The sequence below is a fragment of the Alteromonas sp. MmMcT2-5 genome (assembly GCF_022348315.1).
Lineage (GTDB): Bacteria > Pseudomonadota > Gammaproteobacteria > Enterobacterales > Alteromonadaceae > Alteromonas > Alteromonas macleodii.
In genome coordinates, this window is sequence record NZ_JAKRFB010000003.1 from 54,744 (window position 1) to 74,331 (window position 19,588).

Annotated in this window: 17 protein-coding genes; 10 read left to right on the forward strand and 7 right to left on the reverse strand. The window is 41.2% G+C overall.

Translation table 11 applies throughout. The annotated features are described in order from the left end of the window. Positions 1–31 precede the first annotated feature (31 nt). A complete protein-coding gene (locus MHN09_RS03775) occupies positions 32–379 on the reverse strand; it encodes a GIY-YIG nuclease family protein (RefSeq protein WP_014977101.1) in 348 nt (115 codons plus the stop codon). Positions 380–617: 238 nt separating this feature from the next. Between MHN09_RS03775 and MHN09_RS03780 the strand changes: the two genes are divergently transcribed. Next, entirely contained in the window at positions 618–1,682 is a 1,065-nt protein-coding gene (locus tag MHN09_RS03780; RefSeq protein WP_239239193.1) for an XrtA/PEP-CTERM system-associated ATPase, read from the forward strand. Positions 1,683–1,716: 34 nt separating this feature from the next. Here the strand turns inward: MHN09_RS03780 and MHN09_RS03785 are convergent, their stop codons facing one another. Genes MHN09_RS03785 through MHN09_RS03800 form a run of 4 tightly spaced genes read right to left on the reverse strand, consistent with a single transcriptional unit; the run spans position 1,717 to position 6,534 of the window. Continuing rightward, positions 1,717–3,393, reverse strand: a complete 1,677-nt coding sequence (locus MHN09_RS03785) for a TIGR03016 family PEP-CTERM system-associated outer membrane protein (RefSeq protein WP_239239195.1) — start codon at positions 3,391–3,393, stop codon at positions 1,717–1,719. After that, positions 3,362–4,306 carry an XrtA-associated tyrosine autokinase gene (locus MHN09_RS03790; RefSeq protein WP_239239197.1) on the reverse strand — a complete coding sequence of 315 codons (945 nt, stop codon included), beginning with the start codon at positions 4,304–4,306 and terminating at the stop codon, positions 3,362–3,364. The genes MHN09_RS03785 and MHN09_RS03790 overlap by 32 nt, the downstream gene beginning before the upstream one ends. Further along, a complete protein-coding gene (locus tag MHN09_RS03795; RefSeq protein ID WP_239239199.1) occupies positions 4,307–5,875 on the reverse strand; it encodes an XrtA system polysaccharide chain length determinant in 1,569 nt (522 codons plus the stop codon). A 26-nt stretch (positions 5,876–5,901) separates the two neighbouring features. Beyond that, entirely contained in the window at positions 5,902–6,534 is a 633-nt protein-coding gene (locus tag MHN09_RS03800; protein WP_239239201.1) for an XrtA/PEP-CTERM system exopolysaccharide export protein, read from the reverse strand. Positions 6,535–6,685: 151 nt separating this feature from the next. On the opposite strand from MHN09_RS03800, the gene MHN09_RS03805 reads away from it, so the two are divergent. The 8 genes from MHN09_RS03805 to MHN09_RS03840 are packed head-to-tail and all read left to right on the forward strand — an operon-like array spanning position 6,686 to position 16,364. After that, a complete protein-coding gene (locus MHN09_RS03805) occupies positions 6,686–8,098 on the forward strand; it encodes a TIGR03013 family XrtA/PEP-CTERM system glycosyltransferase (RefSeq protein WP_239239203.1) in 1,413 nt (470 codons plus the stop codon). Between the two features lie 29 nt (positions 8,099–8,127). Next, the gene (gene xrt, locus MHN09_RS03810) at positions 8,128–9,492 is read left to right on the forward strand and encodes an exosortase (protein WP_239239204.1); all 1,365 of its coding nucleotides are present in this window, start codon (positions 8,128–8,130) and stop codon (positions 9,490–9,492) included. Beyond that, positions 9,489–10,568: a GNAT family N-acetyltransferase gene (locus tag MHN09_RS03815; protein ID WP_239239207.1), complete on the forward strand. Its 1,080-nt coding sequence runs from the start codon at positions 9,489–9,491 to the stop codon at positions 10,566–10,568. The genes xrt and MHN09_RS03815 overlap by 4 nt, the downstream gene beginning before the upstream one ends. Next, entirely contained in the window at positions 10,568–11,914 is a 1,347-nt protein-coding gene (locus MHN09_RS03820) for an O-antigen ligase family protein (protein ID WP_014999104.1), read from the forward strand. Before MHN09_RS03815 ends, MHN09_RS03820 begins: the two co-directional genes overlap by 1 nt. Positions 11,915–11,931: 17 nt before the next feature. Further along, a complete protein-coding gene (locus MHN09_RS03825) occupies positions 11,932–12,852 on the forward strand; it encodes a glycosyltransferase (RefSeq protein ID WP_014999103.1) in 921 nt (306 codons plus the stop codon). A gap of 1 nt (position 12,853) precedes the next feature. Further along, positions 12,854–13,795 (forward strand): hypothetical protein, encoded by a 942-nt coding sequence (locus MHN09_RS03830; RefSeq protein WP_239239210.1) that lies wholly within the window; start codon positions 12,854–12,856, stop codon positions 13,793–13,795. Then, positions 13,795–14,724, forward strand: coding sequence for a glycosyltransferase family 2 protein (locus MHN09_RS03835; RefSeq protein ID WP_239239212.1), 930 nt, complete (start codon positions 13,795–13,797; stop codon positions 14,722–14,724). The genes MHN09_RS03830 and MHN09_RS03835 overlap by 1 nt, the downstream gene beginning before the upstream one ends. A gap of 56 nt (positions 14,725–14,780) precedes the next feature. Then, on the forward strand, positions 14,781–16,364 hold the full coding sequence (locus MHN09_RS03840) for a hypothetical protein (RefSeq protein WP_239239215.1): 1,584 nt from the start codon (positions 14,781–14,783) through the stop codon (positions 16,362–16,364). Here MHN09_RS03840 and MHN09_RS21380 read toward each other — a convergent pair. Beyond that, positions 16,361–16,897 (reverse strand): DapH/DapD/GlmU-related protein, encoded by a 537-nt coding sequence (locus tag MHN09_RS21380; RefSeq protein ID WP_275446413.1) that lies wholly within the window; start codon positions 16,895–16,897, stop codon positions 16,361–16,363. The two genes, MHN09_RS03840 and MHN09_RS21380, sit on opposite strands and share 4 nt — an antisense overlap. Positions 16,898–16,981: 84 nt before the next feature. Continuing rightward, a complete protein-coding gene (locus MHN09_RS03850) occupies positions 16,982–17,830 on the reverse strand; it encodes a sulfotransferase (RefSeq protein ID WP_239239217.1) in 849 nt (282 codons plus the stop codon). Between the two features lie 208 nt (positions 17,831–18,038). On the opposite strand from MHN09_RS03850, the gene MHN09_RS03855 reads away from it, so the two are divergent. After that, positions 18,039–19,478, forward strand: coding sequence for a lipopolysaccharide biosynthesis protein (locus MHN09_RS03855; RefSeq protein ID WP_076010968.1), 1,440 nt, complete (start codon positions 18,039–18,041; stop codon positions 19,476–19,478). The last annotated feature ends 110 nt before the right edge of the window (positions 19,479–19,588 follow it).

Below are 19,588 nucleotides of genomic sequence, written 5' to 3' on the forward strand. Positions count from 1 at the left end.
ATACTCTTTTCTGGATAACGAACCTAACGTCTTAATCTTCAAATTGGGTTTTCATACACATTAGCTCATTGAGTTGCCCTTTACGAATAATCCCGTTTTTTTGAGGGCGGCTCATTCTCTTTACCTCATATTCAAGCTTTGAGGCATGTGACTTGTCAGTCATTTCGAATATGGCTTTAAAGGTCAGTGGTGCCTTACCTTTTAAGGCCTTGGCGCCCCCTTTTAACTCTCCTCGGTGTTGCGCTATGCGGCGCTTGGGGTTAGTGGTAATTCCTGTGTAGAGTTGGCCAAGCTTATTTTCAACTAAGTAGAGATACCACGTAGCTTTTGTACTTCCCTGGTGGGTATTGCCTGCGTTGGCTGGTATACTTTGTGCCAATGTAATTCAATGTATAGAAATTTTTCGTAGCTTTATATTAGCAGAATTAACTAGTGCTTGTTGACCTTTGCTGTACAACATGGATCAACCAGCCCTTAAGACTCGGCGTGAATATATTACTTCGATAATCGCGCGATGTTGGTTACCATATATACGAGAATAAGCGCGCTGTTTCGAATTCACGTGTTCGCACTCATGTTTTCGAACGCACATTTTTAATGGAAAAACGGTAAATTGCATGTACGAAAGTTATTATGGACTTAACTCGAAACCGTTTCAGTTAACCCCAGATCCAGAATTTTTCTTCGCAAGTAAATGGCACAAACGCGCCATGTCTTATCTACAGTATGGACTTTCTCAAGCTGAAGGGTTCATTGTTATTACCGGCGGAATTGGAACCGGGAAAACCACCGTAGCAAACAGCTTGCTTGAAGAAATTGAAGACGACATTGCGGCAGCTCAAATTGTTACGCCAAAGCTGTCGCCAGACGAACTGGTAAAAATGGTCGCGTCTAAATTTGATATCCCTACGGAAGGTCGCTCAAAAGCCGATATTTTAAAAGCGCTTGAAATTTTCTTATACGATCTGAACAAAGCGGGTCGCCGCGCCTTACTATTGGTTGATGAAGCGCAAAACCTTCCGTTAGAGACCATTGAAGAATTAAGAATGCTGAGTAACTTTCAGCTGAACGGCAAACCGTTGATTCAAAGCTTTTTGCTGGGGCAAGAAGAACTGCAGCCTATTCTGCGCGCACCGAATATGGAGCAATTTAGGCAACGTATTGTGGCGTCTTGCCATCTCGCTCCGCTTTCATTGGAAGAGTGCAAAGAATACATTGAGTACCGATTGCACCACGCGGGATGGAACGGCTCACAGTTATTCAGTGAAGAGGCGTTTGAACGAATTCACATGTTCTCTCGCGGTATCCCTCGTAAAATTAATACCCTAATGGATAGGGTAATGCTCTATGGCTTTTTAGAAGAACTAGAGAGCTTTGACGCGGACGCGGTAAACGAAGTAATTGAAGAAGTAAAAGCAGAGATGTTCGAGCCTGATAAAACGGGCGCGGAAGTGACGGAGCATATGGGCTTTGCTGACCACCCGGAAAACCAAACTATCATGACACCTAAAGGCAATGTTATTCGCGACACCAAATACTACTTGGATATGTTAGCTGAATTAGTTGATGCCTTAGATGACGCCATTTCACAAAAAGTGAAAATGACGCAGTACGTGGATAAACTGATGAAGAAGAAGTTTAAGACGTATGTGCGGCTTAAGAGTGATGATAAGAAAGAATAGTTGTAAAAAAAGCGCCTTTATGGCGCTTTCTTGTTTACTGGTACTTATAAATGATTGAAAGTGACAAGCGCCTATCTGAGAAATCATTGCCAAACAAGCCTACTCCCGCATTAATATCACCAGACTGGTCTACATAGGTAAAATCGACAACTGCAGTTATGTATCGTCCCAGTTGGCGCTGAAGGGCAACACTGCCACGCCAATTGTCGGATTCTCCATCCAGATCTTCCTGCTCAGCAGTTTGAGTAATATTGGCGTAGTTAACTTCCGCATTTAAATTAGTGTAGCTTCCTAGCTTATAGACCAAAGTTGTTCCAAGGGAGTAAGTTCGTCTAAGGCGATCTAAATCGAGGTAATCATCTTCAGCATAGCGAGACGTTAAGGCCACTGTAATGCGAGAAAAATCATAGCCTGCTTGAAAATTAGAGCTTTTTCTAACAATTATATTATCGTCAAACTCGATAACTTGAGACGTTAATTGAACAAGTTGTTCACTTGCATCAGGTTGATAACTTAGACTATTAGGTTGAAAGCAGTCAGCAATAGAGATAGTTGCTGAAGGACATACGAACACACCAAGGTTTTGCGGATTGGCTAAAAGCCTAGACGTATTTGTTACGTCCTCACTGTAATTAAAATTTGTACGCAAGTACTTAGAGTTATAGCTTGCGTCAAACGAGGCAGCTTCGCCGTAGAAGCGTCTACCGTAGGAACCCGATAAATTCGTTCTAGGACTCAATGCCCAGCTAAAATCTAAACCTATAAAGGTCTCGCCGTCATTTTCTTCAACATCAGAATCACTGGTGTTAGCAGTAATGGCAATATACCTATCTTGGCTTTGCCGATAGGACAAGCCTATTCCGTATGAGTTAAATTCACGTGTGCTACTTGTTGTGTCGTCACGGTTTGAAATTTGGTTTGCTTCGTGCTGTGCCGCTAATCTGACACCGATATTCTTTAAAACAGCAACCTCTACAAAAGCGTTTCCATTTCGAGTAATAAATTCATCATCGTTATTTTGTGCGCGATCAGTGTTTATATATGCACCGTTTATCTCCCACATAAATCTCTGAGGATTATCGCCATTGGAAGCGCCACCAAAAAGTTCCACTGTGTTATTGTTTAGAGCGTTACCACTGTTGAGCGTAGAGCGCTCAGAAGCGACATCTGAATAAGCAATGCCACCTTGAATTTTAATCCAATCCCCCTGCTCCATATTTGTGAGCGCCGAAATTCGATTTGAACGAGTTTTCGAGAGGGAGTCTGAGTTGTTTAAAAGGTCTGATACCAAATAATTATTGGCGTTAGTGTTTTGATAATTTAGCGCTCCTTGTGCCTCAATTTGTACAAAACGGTCAAGTGGTTGCCAAACAAGACTGTAAAGGTATTCTTCAAAGGTATCATTGCGGCTATCGTCAACTTTATCGCGCTCTAAATGCGTTATAGAGCCAGTCCAAAAGCCAGTAAATGTCTTTGTATCGAGACTGGCATTGATAGTTGGTGTTACCTGAAAAGTATCTAATGAAAGTTGACCCTCTGACTCAGAGTCTACATCTTGAAAGATATATTCAGCCTCAGCTTTGCCAGTAATTTTTAATTCTGCGAACGCATCGGATGTGCAAAAGAAAGAGGTACCTAAAAATGCACCCCATAACGTCAATTGCTGCCGCCTTTGTGTTTTAATTTTCTCGCTCGGCATAATAATATCCATAATATCCACTTCCATCAGTATCGTGGTGTATTGATTTATTCACAACGAACCCGATAGCCATTTCGGGATTTAATCGCTCCACCGACATTTTGATATCGTTAATCTTCGTCTTCCCTTCCTCTACCACGACTACTGCTTGACCTGCGAAGTTTGCCAAAATCGCACTTTCGTTAATACCAATAAGAGGAGGTGTATCAAAGATTACAATACGATCTGGGTATCGATTGGCGAATTCATCTACAGTCTCGTGCATTTTTTGACTTGCGAGCATCTCTGTAGATAAATGATGTGATTTTCCTGCGGGAATAATTTTAAGCTTATCGATGTTTGTCGGGTAAAGCACCTCAGAAATATCTTCCACATCTCCCGTCAAATATTCCATCAATCCTCTTCTCCGCTCTAAACCTAATGTATTCAATACATTTGGTTTGAGAACGTCAGCGTCGACTAACAATACGGTCTTATCTTGCTCTGCTGCAATGCTAAGCGCTAAGTTAGTTGCAGTGAAAGTCTTACCTTCAGAAGGGCGGCTACTGGTAACCATGATAATGTTCGGATTATTGAGCGTTTTTGATAGAGGGCCAAAGGCGTTAGCGATTAGCTTACGCTTAATTTCTCGATACTCTTCATTAATTTGCTTACGCTCACCTATTACCGAAATGTGCCCCTTGTCGCTAAGCTCTTTTAAGTTTAGGTTAAACGGAGGAGATTCGTGTAGAGGTTCACGTGGCTCAATTTCTTCTGCTTTGTTTGGAAGTGGCTCGTCACGCGAAACCTTTTTCGTCGACTCTGATTCTTGCGTTTCAACTGCACTATCATGCCCAAAGCGTGGAGATTCTTCCTGCTTTTCTTTTTGTTGCTTTTCTCGCTCAGCTTTTTGTCTTTGCAGAGCTTTTTCAATTGTATTTTTCATTTAAAAGAACCTCTCTGCAATATTAATATTCATTATTTCAGCGGCAATAAGCACACCGTATATCATAACGATTGCACCCGAGGAGGCGAGAAAAACGAGTAGCCTACGATTATTCTTTTTGTTTATTCGCTCAAACTCTAAGTGACTCACTGTTCCCCAAACTGGGTAGTCTGAAAGTCTCAGTAGTTGTTTAGGTCTGACAAGCACCGGGCTAAGTTGGCTTATAAGGAAAGCTAAACCAATACCTGTACCAAATCCAAGAATGAGAACGACGGTATAAAGAATAATTCTGTGAGGTCCAGATGGCTTGTTTGGCACCATTGGTGGCTCAATAATACGAAACTGTAGTTCTTCAGCCGATACTTCTGCTCTACGAGACAGGTCTGCAGCTTCACGTCGTGCTAATAGTTCCTCATATTTCTTCTTAAGAATGTCATAATCACGATTTAGTGCCGTAGACTCAGCTTCTATTTGAGGAATAAGATCAACTTTTGACTCTAGCTCAGCAATTTTTGTTTTTAAATCTGCCTCTTTAACGCTTAACGAAGCGATTTCACTTTGAAGACGGCTCATTTCTAGGCGGATTTCTTGAGTTAACTCATTCATCGGGCCCTGAATGTCACCCTCAGCAGCGGCGAGAAATGCGTCAACCTCTCTTTGTCTTGAGGCTTCCAAGCTTTCCAATAATTGCTTAGTTTCCACCACATCTGGGTGTTTATCAGTAAATCTTAGCTTTAACTTATCAAGCTCTTCTTCTAAGTTCTTAATTCGGTCGTCGTACCGGGTTTTGAGAACGCTATCTTCCTGATTAGTAACTCCTAGGTTTGTTGAAGCAACTTGATTTTTAATTTGAGATTTTAAAGAATCAACTTGTTCATTAGTTTGGCGAATAGAAAGTACCGTTGCTTCAAGCTCTGAATTAAGCGTTTGTAGTCTCGAGTAGTATGTGCCCGATAGGGGAAGTATATTGTTATACTGTCTTTTGAAGTTAGCTAGCCGCTGCTCGGATTCTGATAACCGGGCTTCATATTCCGCAATTTGCTCTTCCAAAAAACGTCCCGCTGTGTCGGTATCTCTCCGATTGTTGCCTAGGGAGCCTTCCACAAATAAATCTAGTGTTTCTTGAACAACACGTTGTGCGGTTACTGCATTCGTATGTTCGTAAGATATATTGTAAATATTATCGCGACCCGCAGACTTGAGCTGAATTTCATAGGCTAACTGCGTTACCAAGTCTTCAAATTCGTTGACCGTATTTGTGGTGATATCTAAATCACTTTCTCTTGCTATAGTCTCAACGTTTGAGCGACTAAGAAGAGTGCGCGCCATCATTTTTACTTCTGAATCGGGATCGGATTGAATCGCTAAACCTTTAAGTAAAGGTTGAAGGACTGACCGAGTATCCACATAAACTTGCGCCTTAGAGGTATACTCATCGGGTAGGGTGGCTACCATTAGGAAGCCAAGTGGGCATATAAGCCACGACATAATAATGACATGGCGTTTCTTTATCCATATCCCTTTAGCTAAATCCAGGAACTGGAGAAGCGTTTGTTGTAAATCCTGCATTAAATTGTTCCGTTAACTGCTTAGAACTAAAACCATGCTTCCGGGATGATGACAATGTCGCCCGGTAAAATATCAACATTCTTTGATATATCTCCGCTGCGAATTAAATCATCAATATCTAGGGTATAAGTTTTCTGTTGCCCATTGACCACGCGAACTAATTTCGCGCCATTACCATGGGCAAACTCTGTTAGTCCACCTACAGCTATCATGAGGTCAAGAAGCGTCATATGTTCAGTGTAATTAACGGCACTCGGGTTAGTTGCTTCCCCGATAACGCGCACTTGTTCACTGAGTGGGCCAGAAAAGCTGTTTACACTAACCGTAACACGTGGGCTATTAATATATGTAGAAAGCTGCTCTTCAATTTCACGGGCAAGCATTGACGGAGTTTTACCTGCCACATCAATGTCTTCAACTAAGGAAGTGGTTACTTTCCCGTCTGGGCGAACTACAAACTGGCCTGATACTTCGGGGTTCCTCCACACGAAGATAGTTAATGTGTCACCAGGACCTATTAAATATTGATATTGATTCACATCAGTGGTGAGTGATGCGCGGGTTGTAGCCTGTGGAAGTGTCGAGTTACTCGAACATCCAATTATTGTAGTGGCTAACGCTACGGTGGAAATAAAACAGAACGACTTAAAGCGATACATAAGAGATCATCCTACACTCGTATGGTTAATTTTTAGCGTGCTTTTTTGTTTACCCTACGGGAATTGACACTATAATGCCAACATCAATTCTAGTCTATTAGAATAAATCCCTTTATGATGGGTAATATAAAGTAGTTTTGGGAGGCCAGGGGTGGCAGTAAATAAGCGAAATCAGAATAAACGCTCAAATATATTAGTTATAACCGAAGCATTACTTATTGCTTATATAGGGTATATTACTCACTTTATATTGACGCAAATTGGGCTATCCTCCCAAGTTCCTATTGAAAAGCTCTTGGTAAATACCGGGCTATTAACGGTCGCGATTCTATTATGCTCCTTGTCGGTAGGACTCTATGAAGCAAAACTTCGCGAAACATTTAGAGGAATAATTCGACGAATTTTTGTAAGTGTTGGTTTGAGCTATTTTTTAGTTGAAGTAGTCAGCCGTGCTCTATTCGATCGACTGTTGATGGATAGCTACTTCTTACCTGCATCAGTTAGCGCAATCATTATAACGCTCGTTGTCTTCAGATATTTCACAAATCGTCTTGGTCTACTCGGACTTGGAAAAGTCAGAATTATCGTTTTAGGTGCAGGAGAGCGTGCTTCCATTATTGAAAAAAGAATGCGCCGTGATGTTGATCGCATTGGTTTCGAGTTGGTTGGATTCATCCCTATACCTGGCGACAATCGCGAAGACGGAATTCACAAAGAAAAAATCATTCATGTAAAAGTAGATGAAAATTTCCAACAGTTTATTGCTGATAACGAGATTGAAGAAATCGTTATCGCGTGTGATCAGCGTCGAGGAACGTTACCAGTAGAAGTCTTGTTTGATTGCAGATTGCGTGGCATTGAAGTTACCGAGCTTCTCGACTTTATGGAAAGGGAAACAGGACAGATTGTCGTGAATCTCATGTATCCGAGCTGGGTTATCTACTCAAATGGTTTCAAGAGTCAAAACTATCTTCGCGACGCCTTAGATTATTCTATTAACGCAATTCTCGCCTTCATCATATTTTTCTTTGTCTGGCCAATTATGCTCGCTACAGCCATTATCATTTACTTAGATGACGGGCGGCGAACCGGTGTTTCTGTATTTTATAAACAAGAGCGTGTTGGCTTGAACGGACAGCTTTTTAAAATAATTAAATTTCGCAGTATGCGCCCCGACGCGGAGAAAGATGGCGCTAAATGGGCGAGTAAGAATGATGATCGAGTAACTCGAATTGGTCACTTTATTCGCAAATACCGCGTTGATGAATTACCTCAATTGCTTAATGTGTTTAAGGGTGAAATGTCTTTCATCGGCCCTCGTCCTGAGCGTCCAGAGTTTGTAGAGCAACTTGTTCGAGAGGTGCCGTATTACAATCAACGTCATAACGTTAAGCCTGGTTTGGCGGGTTGGGCACAGCTCAATTATCCATACGGAGCGAGCGTTGAAGATTCAATGGAAAAATTGAAGTTTGATTTGTATTACGTAAAGCATCAGAGCTTGCTTTTGGATATTCTTATTCTCATCAGAACGGTAGAAGTTGTGTTGTTCGGTAAGGGCAGATAGCGCATTTTAATTGAATTAGGGAAGTATCAATGGAACTGAGGGTGCACAGACATTTTTGGGTTTTAATTTTTATCACACTATTGTGGTGTATATTCAACTACCCAATTATGGGCTCTTTATGGGCATATAGTTTCGATGATGGGACTTATTCACATGCTTATCTCGTACCCTTCATCATTGTTTACCTCTTCTATATTCTTGAAGAAGAAAATCGCGTCCTATTCCGAACACAGCCGAGCCTAGTGTGGATAGGGCTCGCGCTCGCAACTGGCGTAGGTCTTGTACTCGCCACGTGGTCACAAACTAGTTTGCTTTATTGGGCAGCTTCCTTGGCTGTTCTATATTCGCTGATATTTTGTGTATTCAGATTTAATGTCTCTACTTTTTTCCCCTTTGCTTTCTTAGTTTTTATTTTCCCTTTTTGGGGAGCGCTTGCTGTTCCATTGCAGTCATTGTCGGTTTATGTCGTTACGGCGATAATGGGTTTAACGAATATCCCGGTTTATGTAGAAAATGAGTTCGTTACTATACCTGCAGGTGTATTTGAAATTGCCGAAGGGTGCAGTGGTTTACGATATGTGATTGTTTCCGCTGCGATTAGCAGCCTGTACATATTTCTATATCTTAAAACATTTCGCTCTGCTTTCATTTTTACCGCAGTTTCTTTACTTGGGGCTCTTGTTACGAATTGGCTTCGTATCGCTGCGCTTATCGTAATTGGTCATGAAACTGATATGCAAAGCAGTTTGATGACGGATCACAATAACTTTGGTTGGTACATCTATATTCCCGTCGCAATCTTTCAGTTTTATATAGGTAGGAAACTTGAAGATAGGGAGCATGCGGCAGGAAAAAGCGGAATAACCAGTAAGCGCGATTTGAATTCGTCTTTATCCCGTAGTGCGCTGATCATTGCATGTGGGCTTTGTTTAGTCCTATCCTCTAGCGTTGCCTTGATGGTTGCAGATGATGTGGCGAATGAGGATTGTTCGGCTGCGACACTCACCATAGAGCCTAGAATATATAACTATGCGAGAGTTTGCAGTGTAACAATAGAAGATATTGAGCTCGTAAATTTTGAGTTCGACGGAGAGCATTTAGACGATAAGGCGTCTTATTATTTGAATAACCCTATACCAGAAGGGTTTAACGTAGTTCGAAGTCTCGATACTGACAAATGGAATGTTCGGGAAGTTCGTGATAAACATAAGAAGCGATTTTTGATCGCATATCGATATGGCACATCGTCTGGCTTCTACAAGTCGCCGTTTGGTTTAAAAAAATCCCGACTTAAAAACGCTCTTTCCGGTGATATGTCATCATCTATTCAGTGGATAATTGCGCCTTGCGAATCTAGTTGTAACCTGAGCAATATCGAAAGAGCGCTGCAGTGAATAGTGTGATAAGCACACGAATTATAAATAATGTTCATGAAATGAAGGCCATTCGCTCCTCTTGGTTAGAGTTGGAGCGCAACGCCCAGTTTAAAAGCGCATTTAATAGTTTTGATTGGGTATCCACATGGGCGGAATTTTACAGAGAACATATCGAAAAGCTGCTCATTTTTACTAGTTGGGATGCTGAAGCGCTTGTTTGTGTATTACCACTTTATATAAGCAAAAGTAATTTAAAAACCGCTTGCTACATAGGTAGCTATGAACCAACAGACATAGAGACATGCAGTGAAGCACAGGACTTTTTGATGCGCTCTTCAGCAGTTGATGTGAGCGAACCTTTATCGGTCATTCAATTAACAATGAGGAAAGAAGGATTAAATTCCATTCGGTTAAGTAATGTGAGTCCCAATGCATTGATACTAAGCGCAGTGGAAAGAAGTGATTTTCCCACAACGATTAATCTGGTTAGAAGGCGCTATCTTGTTGATATCCCTGATGGTGCAGAAAAGCTTATACGAAAAACGAAAAGGCTTCGGAATGCCGCGCTTCGGGCAGGGATGCGTATTTGCCAAGTAACAACTGAGCACGACCTTGAACGAGTATTTAATGCTCTAATCACCCTTAATAGGAAAAGGTGGATAAGTAGGGGATATAAAGCGATATTCGATGCTCATGTGTTTCGAGAATTTCACCGTAATATTGCTCGTAAGCTATTAAGTACCGGAAGCTTGTCTATGTTGTATTTGGAGCAGGGAAGTGAAGTTATCGGCGTAAATTACGGTATACGCTCAAACAATACCGTCATTTTTTACCAAAGTGGTTTCGACGAAGACAAAAAGCCTAACGTATCTCCCGGTAAGTTGTTGCATAGCGCACAAGCCCAAAAGGCCAGAGAACAATCGCTTTCTCATTATGACTTTATGTCTTCATCACTTGATGAGACCTATAAACAGAGTTTGGCATCGAGCTCAGAGCCTGTTTATGAAGTAGAAATACATGCACATAAGCTTACCTGGGTTTTAGCTAAATTTAAGGTTTTTGCCAGAAAAATAAAAAGGCGTTTAGTTTTCTAATGGTTGCAGTTCCCCAGAAAAAAGCGTCGTTTGGCGCAAGCTCATCTACATCTGATGCTAAGTTCGGTTTTTTCTTACTTTGTGTCTATACCGCGTTAGTCCTTATAAGACCACACGAGTGGCCCGTGCTGAATGTACAGTTTCCACTGCTTAGAATAGTCCTAATAATTACCTTTTTTGCTTATTTAGTTTCGTTAAGGCCGAAGGCATGGAACGTTCAATGCACAATTTTAATATTGATGTTCTTCTCAATGTTGCTTTCAGAAGTCCGAGCGTCACGTTATTTTAATGACCTTGGATATGTTATCGACTGGATCAATGCGAATATTATCCCCTTCATTCTCTTCCTAGGCTTTCTCACATCCTTCGGCCGACAAAAAGTCATTCTATTTATCTCTCTAGTTGCTTGCGTGATTATGTCTCAGCACGCCTACGTTCAGATATCCTCGCCATTTGGAGAAGGTTGGGCTGAAACAGTTATTTATCGAAACGACGGTCCTAATCAAATGGCCCAGGCGCGATACATTGGGGTGTTTAACGACCCGAATGACATGGGGATGTTTTTGGTAATGAATATCCCCATCGCTATTTTCTTTATGGTCAATACTCAACGTTTTCTCATGAAGCTTATGTGGCTTGCAGTAGCCGGTGTACTGGTGATGGGTATTTACTGGACAGGGAGTCGAGGTTCGCTAGTGGGTGTAATGGCTGTTCTATTTTCATTTTTCTACCTTAGGTTTGGTCGCGTAAAATCTTTGGTGCTAGCAAGTCTTTCAGTGCCAGGCGTAATTATCGTTATGAGTTCATTTAGGACGATAAGCAAAGACGATGAAAGCGCCATGCAGAGACTGACGGCGTGGTATGAAGGCATTCAAATGTTATTCCACAGGCCACTGTTTGGATTTGGAAAAGAACGTTTTCTGGAGTATCACTACAAAGTCGCCCATAACTCATTTGTCACTGTGATGGCAGAATTGGGAGTTGTAGGTTACATGTTGTGGATGACCTTTGTTCTTCTGTGCATGATCATGTTGCTTAAAGTCATAAATCTCAAGAAAACGGAACACGCCAAAGATCCTAAACTTTCTCGTGAAATTTCACTTGCAATATTTTTGCAAGTTTCTCTAATTGGATTTTGTAGTACAGCTTTCTTTATTAGTAGAAGTTACGTAATCTTTTTCTACATTTTTGCAGCTATGACTGCAGCGTGCTTCATCCGTGTTTCGAAACAATATCCCGACTTAGGTCTATCAATTTCCAATAAAGAGATAGCCCAAACTTTTGTGCTTAGTTTGATGAGCTTGATAGGTTTATATCTAATAATAATATTTTTGATGAGGCTTTAGTCCTCAAGGAGTAAGAAGTGAGCAGCGTAAAAGCAAGTGTAATCGTGGCTGTCTACAATGGGGCGAAGACACTTACCCAAACAATTGAAAGTATATTGTCTCAAACCTACGATAATTTTGAACTGCTCCTTATTGACGATGGCTCCACTGATGAGTCGAAAAACCTAATAGAAAAATATCTGGAAGATGAGCGCGTTAAATACTTTAAAAAGCAAAATGGTGGCGTAGCATCTGCTCGAAATTTTGGTATTGCACGAGCAACTGGTGAAGTTATTGGCTTTTGCGATCAAGATGATCAATGGCTTCCTCAAAAACTTGAGAAACAAATTCCACTTTTTAGCGACCCCGATGTAGGGTTGGTTTATAGCTGGGTGGACATTGATAGGCACGGCAAACGTGAATGCTCAACCCCTGAGTTTGAGGGGGAGTGTTTTGAAGCGCTCCTGAACAGAAATTTTGTCTCTTGTTGCACTGCTATGGTCCGTAGGACGGTGTTAAATCAGGTGAATGGGTTGGATGAAAGCCGAGAACTACACGGAGTGGACGATAGGCACCTTTGGCTCAAGGTAGCAAGAATATCAAAACTTGCCGTCGCTAAAACCCCCTTAGCCATTTATTTTATTCACGGGGAAAACTACTCCTTGGATAATAAAAAAATGCTAATCGCTGACCTCTCCTGCATTGAAAAAATAGCGTCTATAGAAGACCTGACACCTCGAGAAAAGTCGCTCTGCAAAAACGCCAAATACAATGCTTACAAGCATTACGCTAATAATTTTTTATATAGAAATTCACCACAATTATCGGCAAGCTGCTTCCTATCTGCTTGGAAGGTAAAGCCTTGGCATTTAGAAAGCCTAGTTGCAGCGTCATTATTATCAGTGATGCCTTCTAACCTACTCATTAAATTAAAACAAACCAAAAATCGAGTCCAATAGAATGCAAAATAAAGCACTTATCGTTATCGGGATGCACAGAAGCGGAACTTCCGCGCTTTCTGGTTTACTTGATGAACTAGGTATTTTTATGGGCAAAACTTTATTCGCAGCACAGAAAGGGGTAAATGAAAAAGGCTTCTTTGAAAACGCGGAATTGGTAGCGCTTAACGATCTCATGTTAGATGAACTAGCATCTTCTTGGGATGATCCGATAGCGGACATTGGCGATTATTCTATCGGCAAGGAGTCTTTCTTTATAGAAAAAGCTCACTCTTTGCTTAAGGAAGATTACGATAATCAGGCCTTTTGGGGAATGAAAGACCCCAGAACTACCTTGTTACTTCCTTTTTGGAAAAAGGTACTTGAAGAAAATGAAAAGGTATTACCTCATTATATACTGATGCTGAGATCTCCGTTCGAGGTGTTCGGTTCACTCAAAAAGCGAGATGATTTTTCTTTGGAAAAGTCACTAATGTTGTGGATGAACTATACGTTGAGTGGGTATTATCACTCAATGCACGCACCTCGATTGATTGTTCATTACGACAAGCTCCTATCATCTCCGGAATCCGTGGCCAAAAACATTGCTGCATTAATCGATAAACCTTTTGATATCGCTGCATCACCGTTGTCTTTCGTAGATAAAAAGATGCGAAATCAACGCACTGAGCCTACTTTAGAAACTCCGCTTGCTGTGATGGCGCAGTCACTTTATGAACAGCTATCGAAGGATAAAGTAGATGAGGCAGAAGTAGATAAAATTAGAAACGATTACTTGAGTTATCAATCTAGTCTATCCATCGTATTAAAAGAACACTTATTAGCAGTAAAAAAGGAAGAAGTGTTTTATAGGAAATTATTCGTCGATGCATACAATTCGTTTTGGTGGAAATGCAGTTGGCCAATTAAGAAAGTAGAAGAGTTGATTAGAGGGAAAAAGTGATGAGACACGTCGTTGTGGGGGTTATAACTTGTAGAAGGCCTGAATGGCTGTCTCGACTCCTCGATAGTCTACTCAAACAAAAAGTGCGAGAGGAAATAAAAATCACAATTGCCGTCGTTGATAATGCAAATGACGACAAAACCCGAAAAGTGGTTGAATCAAAAAAAGTTTTAAATGCATCAATTAACCTTCTTTACGATATCGAGCCTGAGCCGGGGATAGTGTTTGCAAGAAATAAATGCGTTTCCCTATGTCAGTCATTAGATGCTGACTTTTTAGCGTTTATAGATGACGACGAGTGGTTAGAGCAAGATAATTGGATTAACACGTTGCTGGAAGCATCTGAGCGATATAACTGCGATATTGTGACCAGTCGGGTTGTATCAGTTGGAGAGAGTGGCACCCCTGATTGGGCTGTTAACCTCATTTACGGAAAAAATCCTTACAGTGAAGGCGAGCAAGTACCAGTGTTTTATACCAATAACTTACTGCTTTCAAAAAACGTTCTCGAAGCTACAGTTCCCTGTTTTGATAAGCGTTTTGCCATGACGGGAGCCAGTGATTATCATTTTGCGTTAAGGTGTAATCATCTTGGGTTTCGTTGCGTGTACACAGAGGCTCCTGTACACGAAGAATTTCCTAGGAGCAGAGCAACAGTTAAGTGGTTTTGCAGAAGGGGATTTCGTTCCGGTATAGGATATACGCGATCTCACCTTTTTGAAGAAACGTATATCAAAGCGCTAGTTCGGGTTACCTTCATGACCATGGTCAGATTGGGGCGAAGCCTTTTGAGTTTCGTACAGGGCATCGTTACACTGAACAAAACAAAGTTAGTAGACGGCCTGTTTAGACTTTGTTCTGCGGCTGGTTCAGTTGCCGGCTTTTTCGGTATCAAACATGAAGAATATAAAGTGATTCATGGTAAATAATTCCGCACTGTGATTTTATGATAACGAAATAGCGGTCAAAGTTTACGAGGCTCTTTATGCAACGTTTTTACAATACAATATTCTTTTTCGTAGTGCTATTGAGCGCTCATTGCGCAATAGCCTCGGAAGGTGACTGTATAGAAAAAAATATTGCAGTGTATCAATGGGGAGTAAGGCACTATGCTGCGATGCCAGCATCACTATCTGTTCCTCCCGGAGATACACTAGATGCCTGCATTAAACTCACGGGTATTGGTACTAAACCTCTTGAGATAACGCCTAAGCATTACGATTTATCTGTCAACGGTGGTCCCTTCATAACAGGCAAGACGTTACAAATATTCGATAATGACGTGTTGCGTATAAAGCTTTTAGCACCCGCAAAACACAATGACCACAAGGTAACTCGTCTTGAGTTTTTTGAAACTGATAAAACTATGCGACGAGACGTTTTACGAATTGCCTGGCAAGTTCAAACTAATAACAGTAATACACTCCCTACCACGTGGTATGTAGGTTCAGACAAACGCTTTACTCAAGTATCTCAAGTTCTGGCGAAAGTACGCAGTGGAGATACAATTGTACTGAATAAAGCTGAAGTTTTTGAGCCATTCGAAATTAAATTTGTTTCGGGAAGTAAGGAGCATCCAATTACTCTGACTTCCAATGCAGAAAGTGCTAATGAGCGTCCGATCATAAGTGGTGGGGTGCCCCGTTTTGGCTGGGCAGTTGGTTTACGTTCATCCCATTTCTGGGTAGTTAAAAACATTGTAATTAAAGATGCTGCAGTATGTTTTCGAAATGAATCCCACGGTACGGTGTTGAAGCAAGTACTTATAAAAGGGTGTCATATCGGAGTGATGGGAACGGACTATAATGCTGGCAGTTTGACGATTGCTCACTCGGAAATAACTGAAAGCGGTGGGAGAGAAGCGGGTAAAAAGTGGGGCCACCCTATTTATGTGGCAAGCGACCCCCATACTTTTCCTCAAGCGCAGCTAGTTTTAGCGCATAACTTCATACACGATAATCAAGGAAACAACGTAAAGTCCAGATACGAAAAAAGCCTCATTCACAATAACTGGATAGAAGCCGGCAATGATAATCAAGCCCGTTATGTGCTTGAGTTAATTGGTTATGATGGGCACTATGATTTTACGGGTCAAGAATACGTTGTGCAAAATAATTTCCTTATTCACAATCGATACGGCTTAGGGAGCAGAGTTGGGGGTGACGGTAAGGGACCATCCAGAGGAAGCGTATCGTTTAAAAATAATTTATTTATAATTGGTTCGGGCTTTTCGTTTCCGCTTATTAGAACTTTTCAGGGACTTGGTGAATTAAACGTATTAAATAATTCTGTAGCGTATACAGGAGAGACAGCCCCTATTACTTTCGTGCAGGATGAGTTAAACAATACGGACTGGGTAAAGGGTAAGGCGAAAATTTCTGTTATTGGTAATACAGTTAATCAATCTGTTACTCTGCTAACTACGCTAGAGCGCAGCAGCAAAGCAGATCAAAGTTTAGTTGAAATAGAGAAAAACCGTAATCTTGAGCCTTTACAGTTATCAAGAGATATCCTCAATTCAAATCGTCCCATCCCCAGAGAATATGTCGGTGACATAGGGTTGAACTAGACAACGTAACCTACGCCTTTCTCCATGTCTTTATTCATAGACGCTTTAAGGTGAGAGGGAATATTATTTTCCGCCGTATATTCAGCACCGAAAATGGGAGAGTTTTCCATTTCCGCACGCCTTTTTTCAATATACGCATCATAAGAGCAAATGTGGCGAGCGGGCACGCCTCCGAAAACGCTATTCGACGGCACGTCGGAGCTTACAACACTGCCAGCACCAATAATGACCCTATCACCTATCGTAACACCTGGTAATACGATACTTCCTGCCCCGATAAATACCTTATTTCCAATGGATACCTTTGCTAAGCGTGTATACCCTAATTCGTGTTTTGTACTGGCGTCATGAGCGAGAATATGAACATTTGGAGCCAAGGTTACATTATCGCCTATGGTAATGTGCCAAGCGTGATCCGGGTCAATAATTACACCGCGCAACATATTAAAATGCTTACCAATTTTAGCGCCATTTTGAATTGCTATGTTTACAGGGTTCACCGGTCGCAATTTTCTCAAAATTTTTCTAATCATTTGGCTTCCTCTACGTTTACTCAATTTGAGTAAGTACGCACTTCAGTACCTAATTTATTGTCAGTAGAACCCGACGTACTAAACCTACTTTTTCCAATGTTGACTAACTAGGAAACAGTCTGCGAATTCACTTTGCAATTTACAAAAATCTTTCTCGAAAAGCACGTTTAATTGAGCGTAAGTTTTCTCATCTAGTGAGGGTACAGGTTTTGTAGCAGAGTTCTTTATACTGGCGATAATCTGGCCTGGTAAAACTCTCTTTAGAAACTTAGTGACTTTTTGTATATGCGCGGGATTAACATGTTTTAGCACGCTAGCAGCTCCCCGCCACTGGTAAGACTTATTTTTAGTTTTTTCTGTTTCGCCTTGCTGCATATCAACAGGGGAAAGTGAGAGAAAAGTGAGCAATTGCTGAAACACGTCGTCAGTATTCTTCACAAAATCTTCAAAGAACAAAACCCGAATCTGTGTTTTAGGAAATACTTCCGCTATTGCGCTTAATTGCTGATAGTAACACGAGCCATTAAAGTGAGGTGAAGTGGGCGATGAGATAGCCTCTAAAGGCTTACCTTTTTCTACACCGTTTCTAATATAGTGCCAATACGACGACCAAGCACGCTTTGCCGGATCTCTTACTATATAAATAATCTTAGCAGATGGATCAACCTTAAAGAGTCGATTAGCAATGTCCACAGTTTCGGATGTTTCGGTATAAGATGTTGACGCATCAACTCTAACCGAGGACGTACTATCGAATAGTGCATCGTACTGTTGCAGGCTACTTTCATTTACTTCATTAATTGCGAAAGTATCAGGCTCTTTTCCTTTAGCGAGCGACACATCGGGGTGTAAATCAAGAAGATCTGCAAGTTTTGTAGTTCCCGACTTCGCAGCCCCAACAAGATACGTATACCTTGCCTTTCCATTTTGCATTTAAAAAGTCTCACTCGTTATAAATTGATGTACTCACATGCATCAATATGAAAGAATAATTTCAATATCATACAGTTGTATCTGGCTAAGTAAAATAAGGTTGAAGCATCTTCGTGTAATTTTTATCTGTCAGTTCGAATGTTGTAACTCGATAATGAATTCGTTCATCTAGTTTGAGCTAAACGTATTTTTCAACCGAGAAGGTGCAATGAGAGAAACCGTACTCCACTCCCTGAAATGGGTCGCTTTTGGTAAGGCTATAGGTCAATCTGTAAGATGGGTTACCACCATCTTTACCCTGCAATTTTTGTTTCCAGAAGATTATGCAGTAATAGCACTCTCAACATTTTTTATGGCGCTTTCATGGTCATTTAGCCGAGGCGGTATTGCCCCTGCGCTTATCAGAGAAAAAAATATCGATGACCACCTGGTAGGGGAGTTCTTCACTTTATCAATAATTGCACACTTTCTGCTCTTCATCCTTTTGCAAATACTCGCGGAGCCGTTAGCGACATTCTATGGAGACGCGAGACTTGAAGATGTTATAAGGGTCACCTCACTAACTTTTATCATTTCACTAATAGGTTTTATTCCAAGTACTCTGCTAAATAGAGAAATGCTGTTTAAAAAACTTGCTATGGTAGATGCCATTGCAGAGTCTATAGGAGCATTGGCCACCGTTACTTTGGCTTGGTTGGGTTATGGTTATTGGTCTATTGTATTTGGCGTGGTGCTCACAGAGATTCTTAAGCAAGTTGGATACTTATTCAGATCACCCTCTTGGATTTGGCCTAAAAAGTTTACTGAAAGAATCAAGAATACATACGAATTTGCGTGGCGCGCTGCTACTCAGTCAGCATTAGGCTATATCATTTTTAACGTAGATGTTGCTATCGCAGGCGTCTTTCTGAGCATTACTGAGTTAGGAATCTATCAATTCGCGGTAGTGTTGGCGATGATGCCCGCGGCTAAAGTACTGCCTATGCTCCGACAAATCGCGCTACCGGTATATGCAAAGATCCAAGATGAACCTGCATCGTTAGAATGGTATTTCCTCAAAACTCAGCGTATCAGCGCGTTGATTTTCGTTCCTGTATTCTGGGGGATGGGGGGAACTGCGTTTGTACTTATCCCAACTGTTTTTGGAGAAAAGTGGAGTGACGCTGCAATGGTCATAGCGGTTTATTGTATTTCTATGCCTATTAAAAGTTTACAGCAACTCTTCAGCCCACTTATGAAAGCGACCGGCCATATGAAGGTGGTTCTCTCCAATACGCTTCTGTATGGCCTTATTCTCATACCAAGCTTTTTTGTAGGCGCTCAATTTGGTGGGGTAGGTATCGCCATATCATGGTTAGCTGCTTTTGGTTTTGCCTTCTTTCTTGCGACTTACCGTTCTTGTAGAGCACTTAATATAAGTTTTAGGCACTATCTTGGCAGTATATATAAAGTGCACCTGTACGGTGGTGTTATGGCGGTAGCGTGTTTACTAATAGGGCACTATATTGACTTAGTCCATCCACTTATCACTTTGGCTATACAGGTGATAGCAGGAGCGCTCATCTATTTGGGTCTCATCTGGATTTTCTCACGTGGATACTTAAAAGAACTAGTAGAGATGTTCAGAGGAAAAATAGCTAAAACGTAGGCAGTTTATGCAATTCTTTTGCATTTGGCGTGTTGTCTGTTCGGGTAGACTTCTTTTGGGGATAAGATGGAAAAATTTAGTGCTTACCCTCAATCATGAAAAATGGGTAG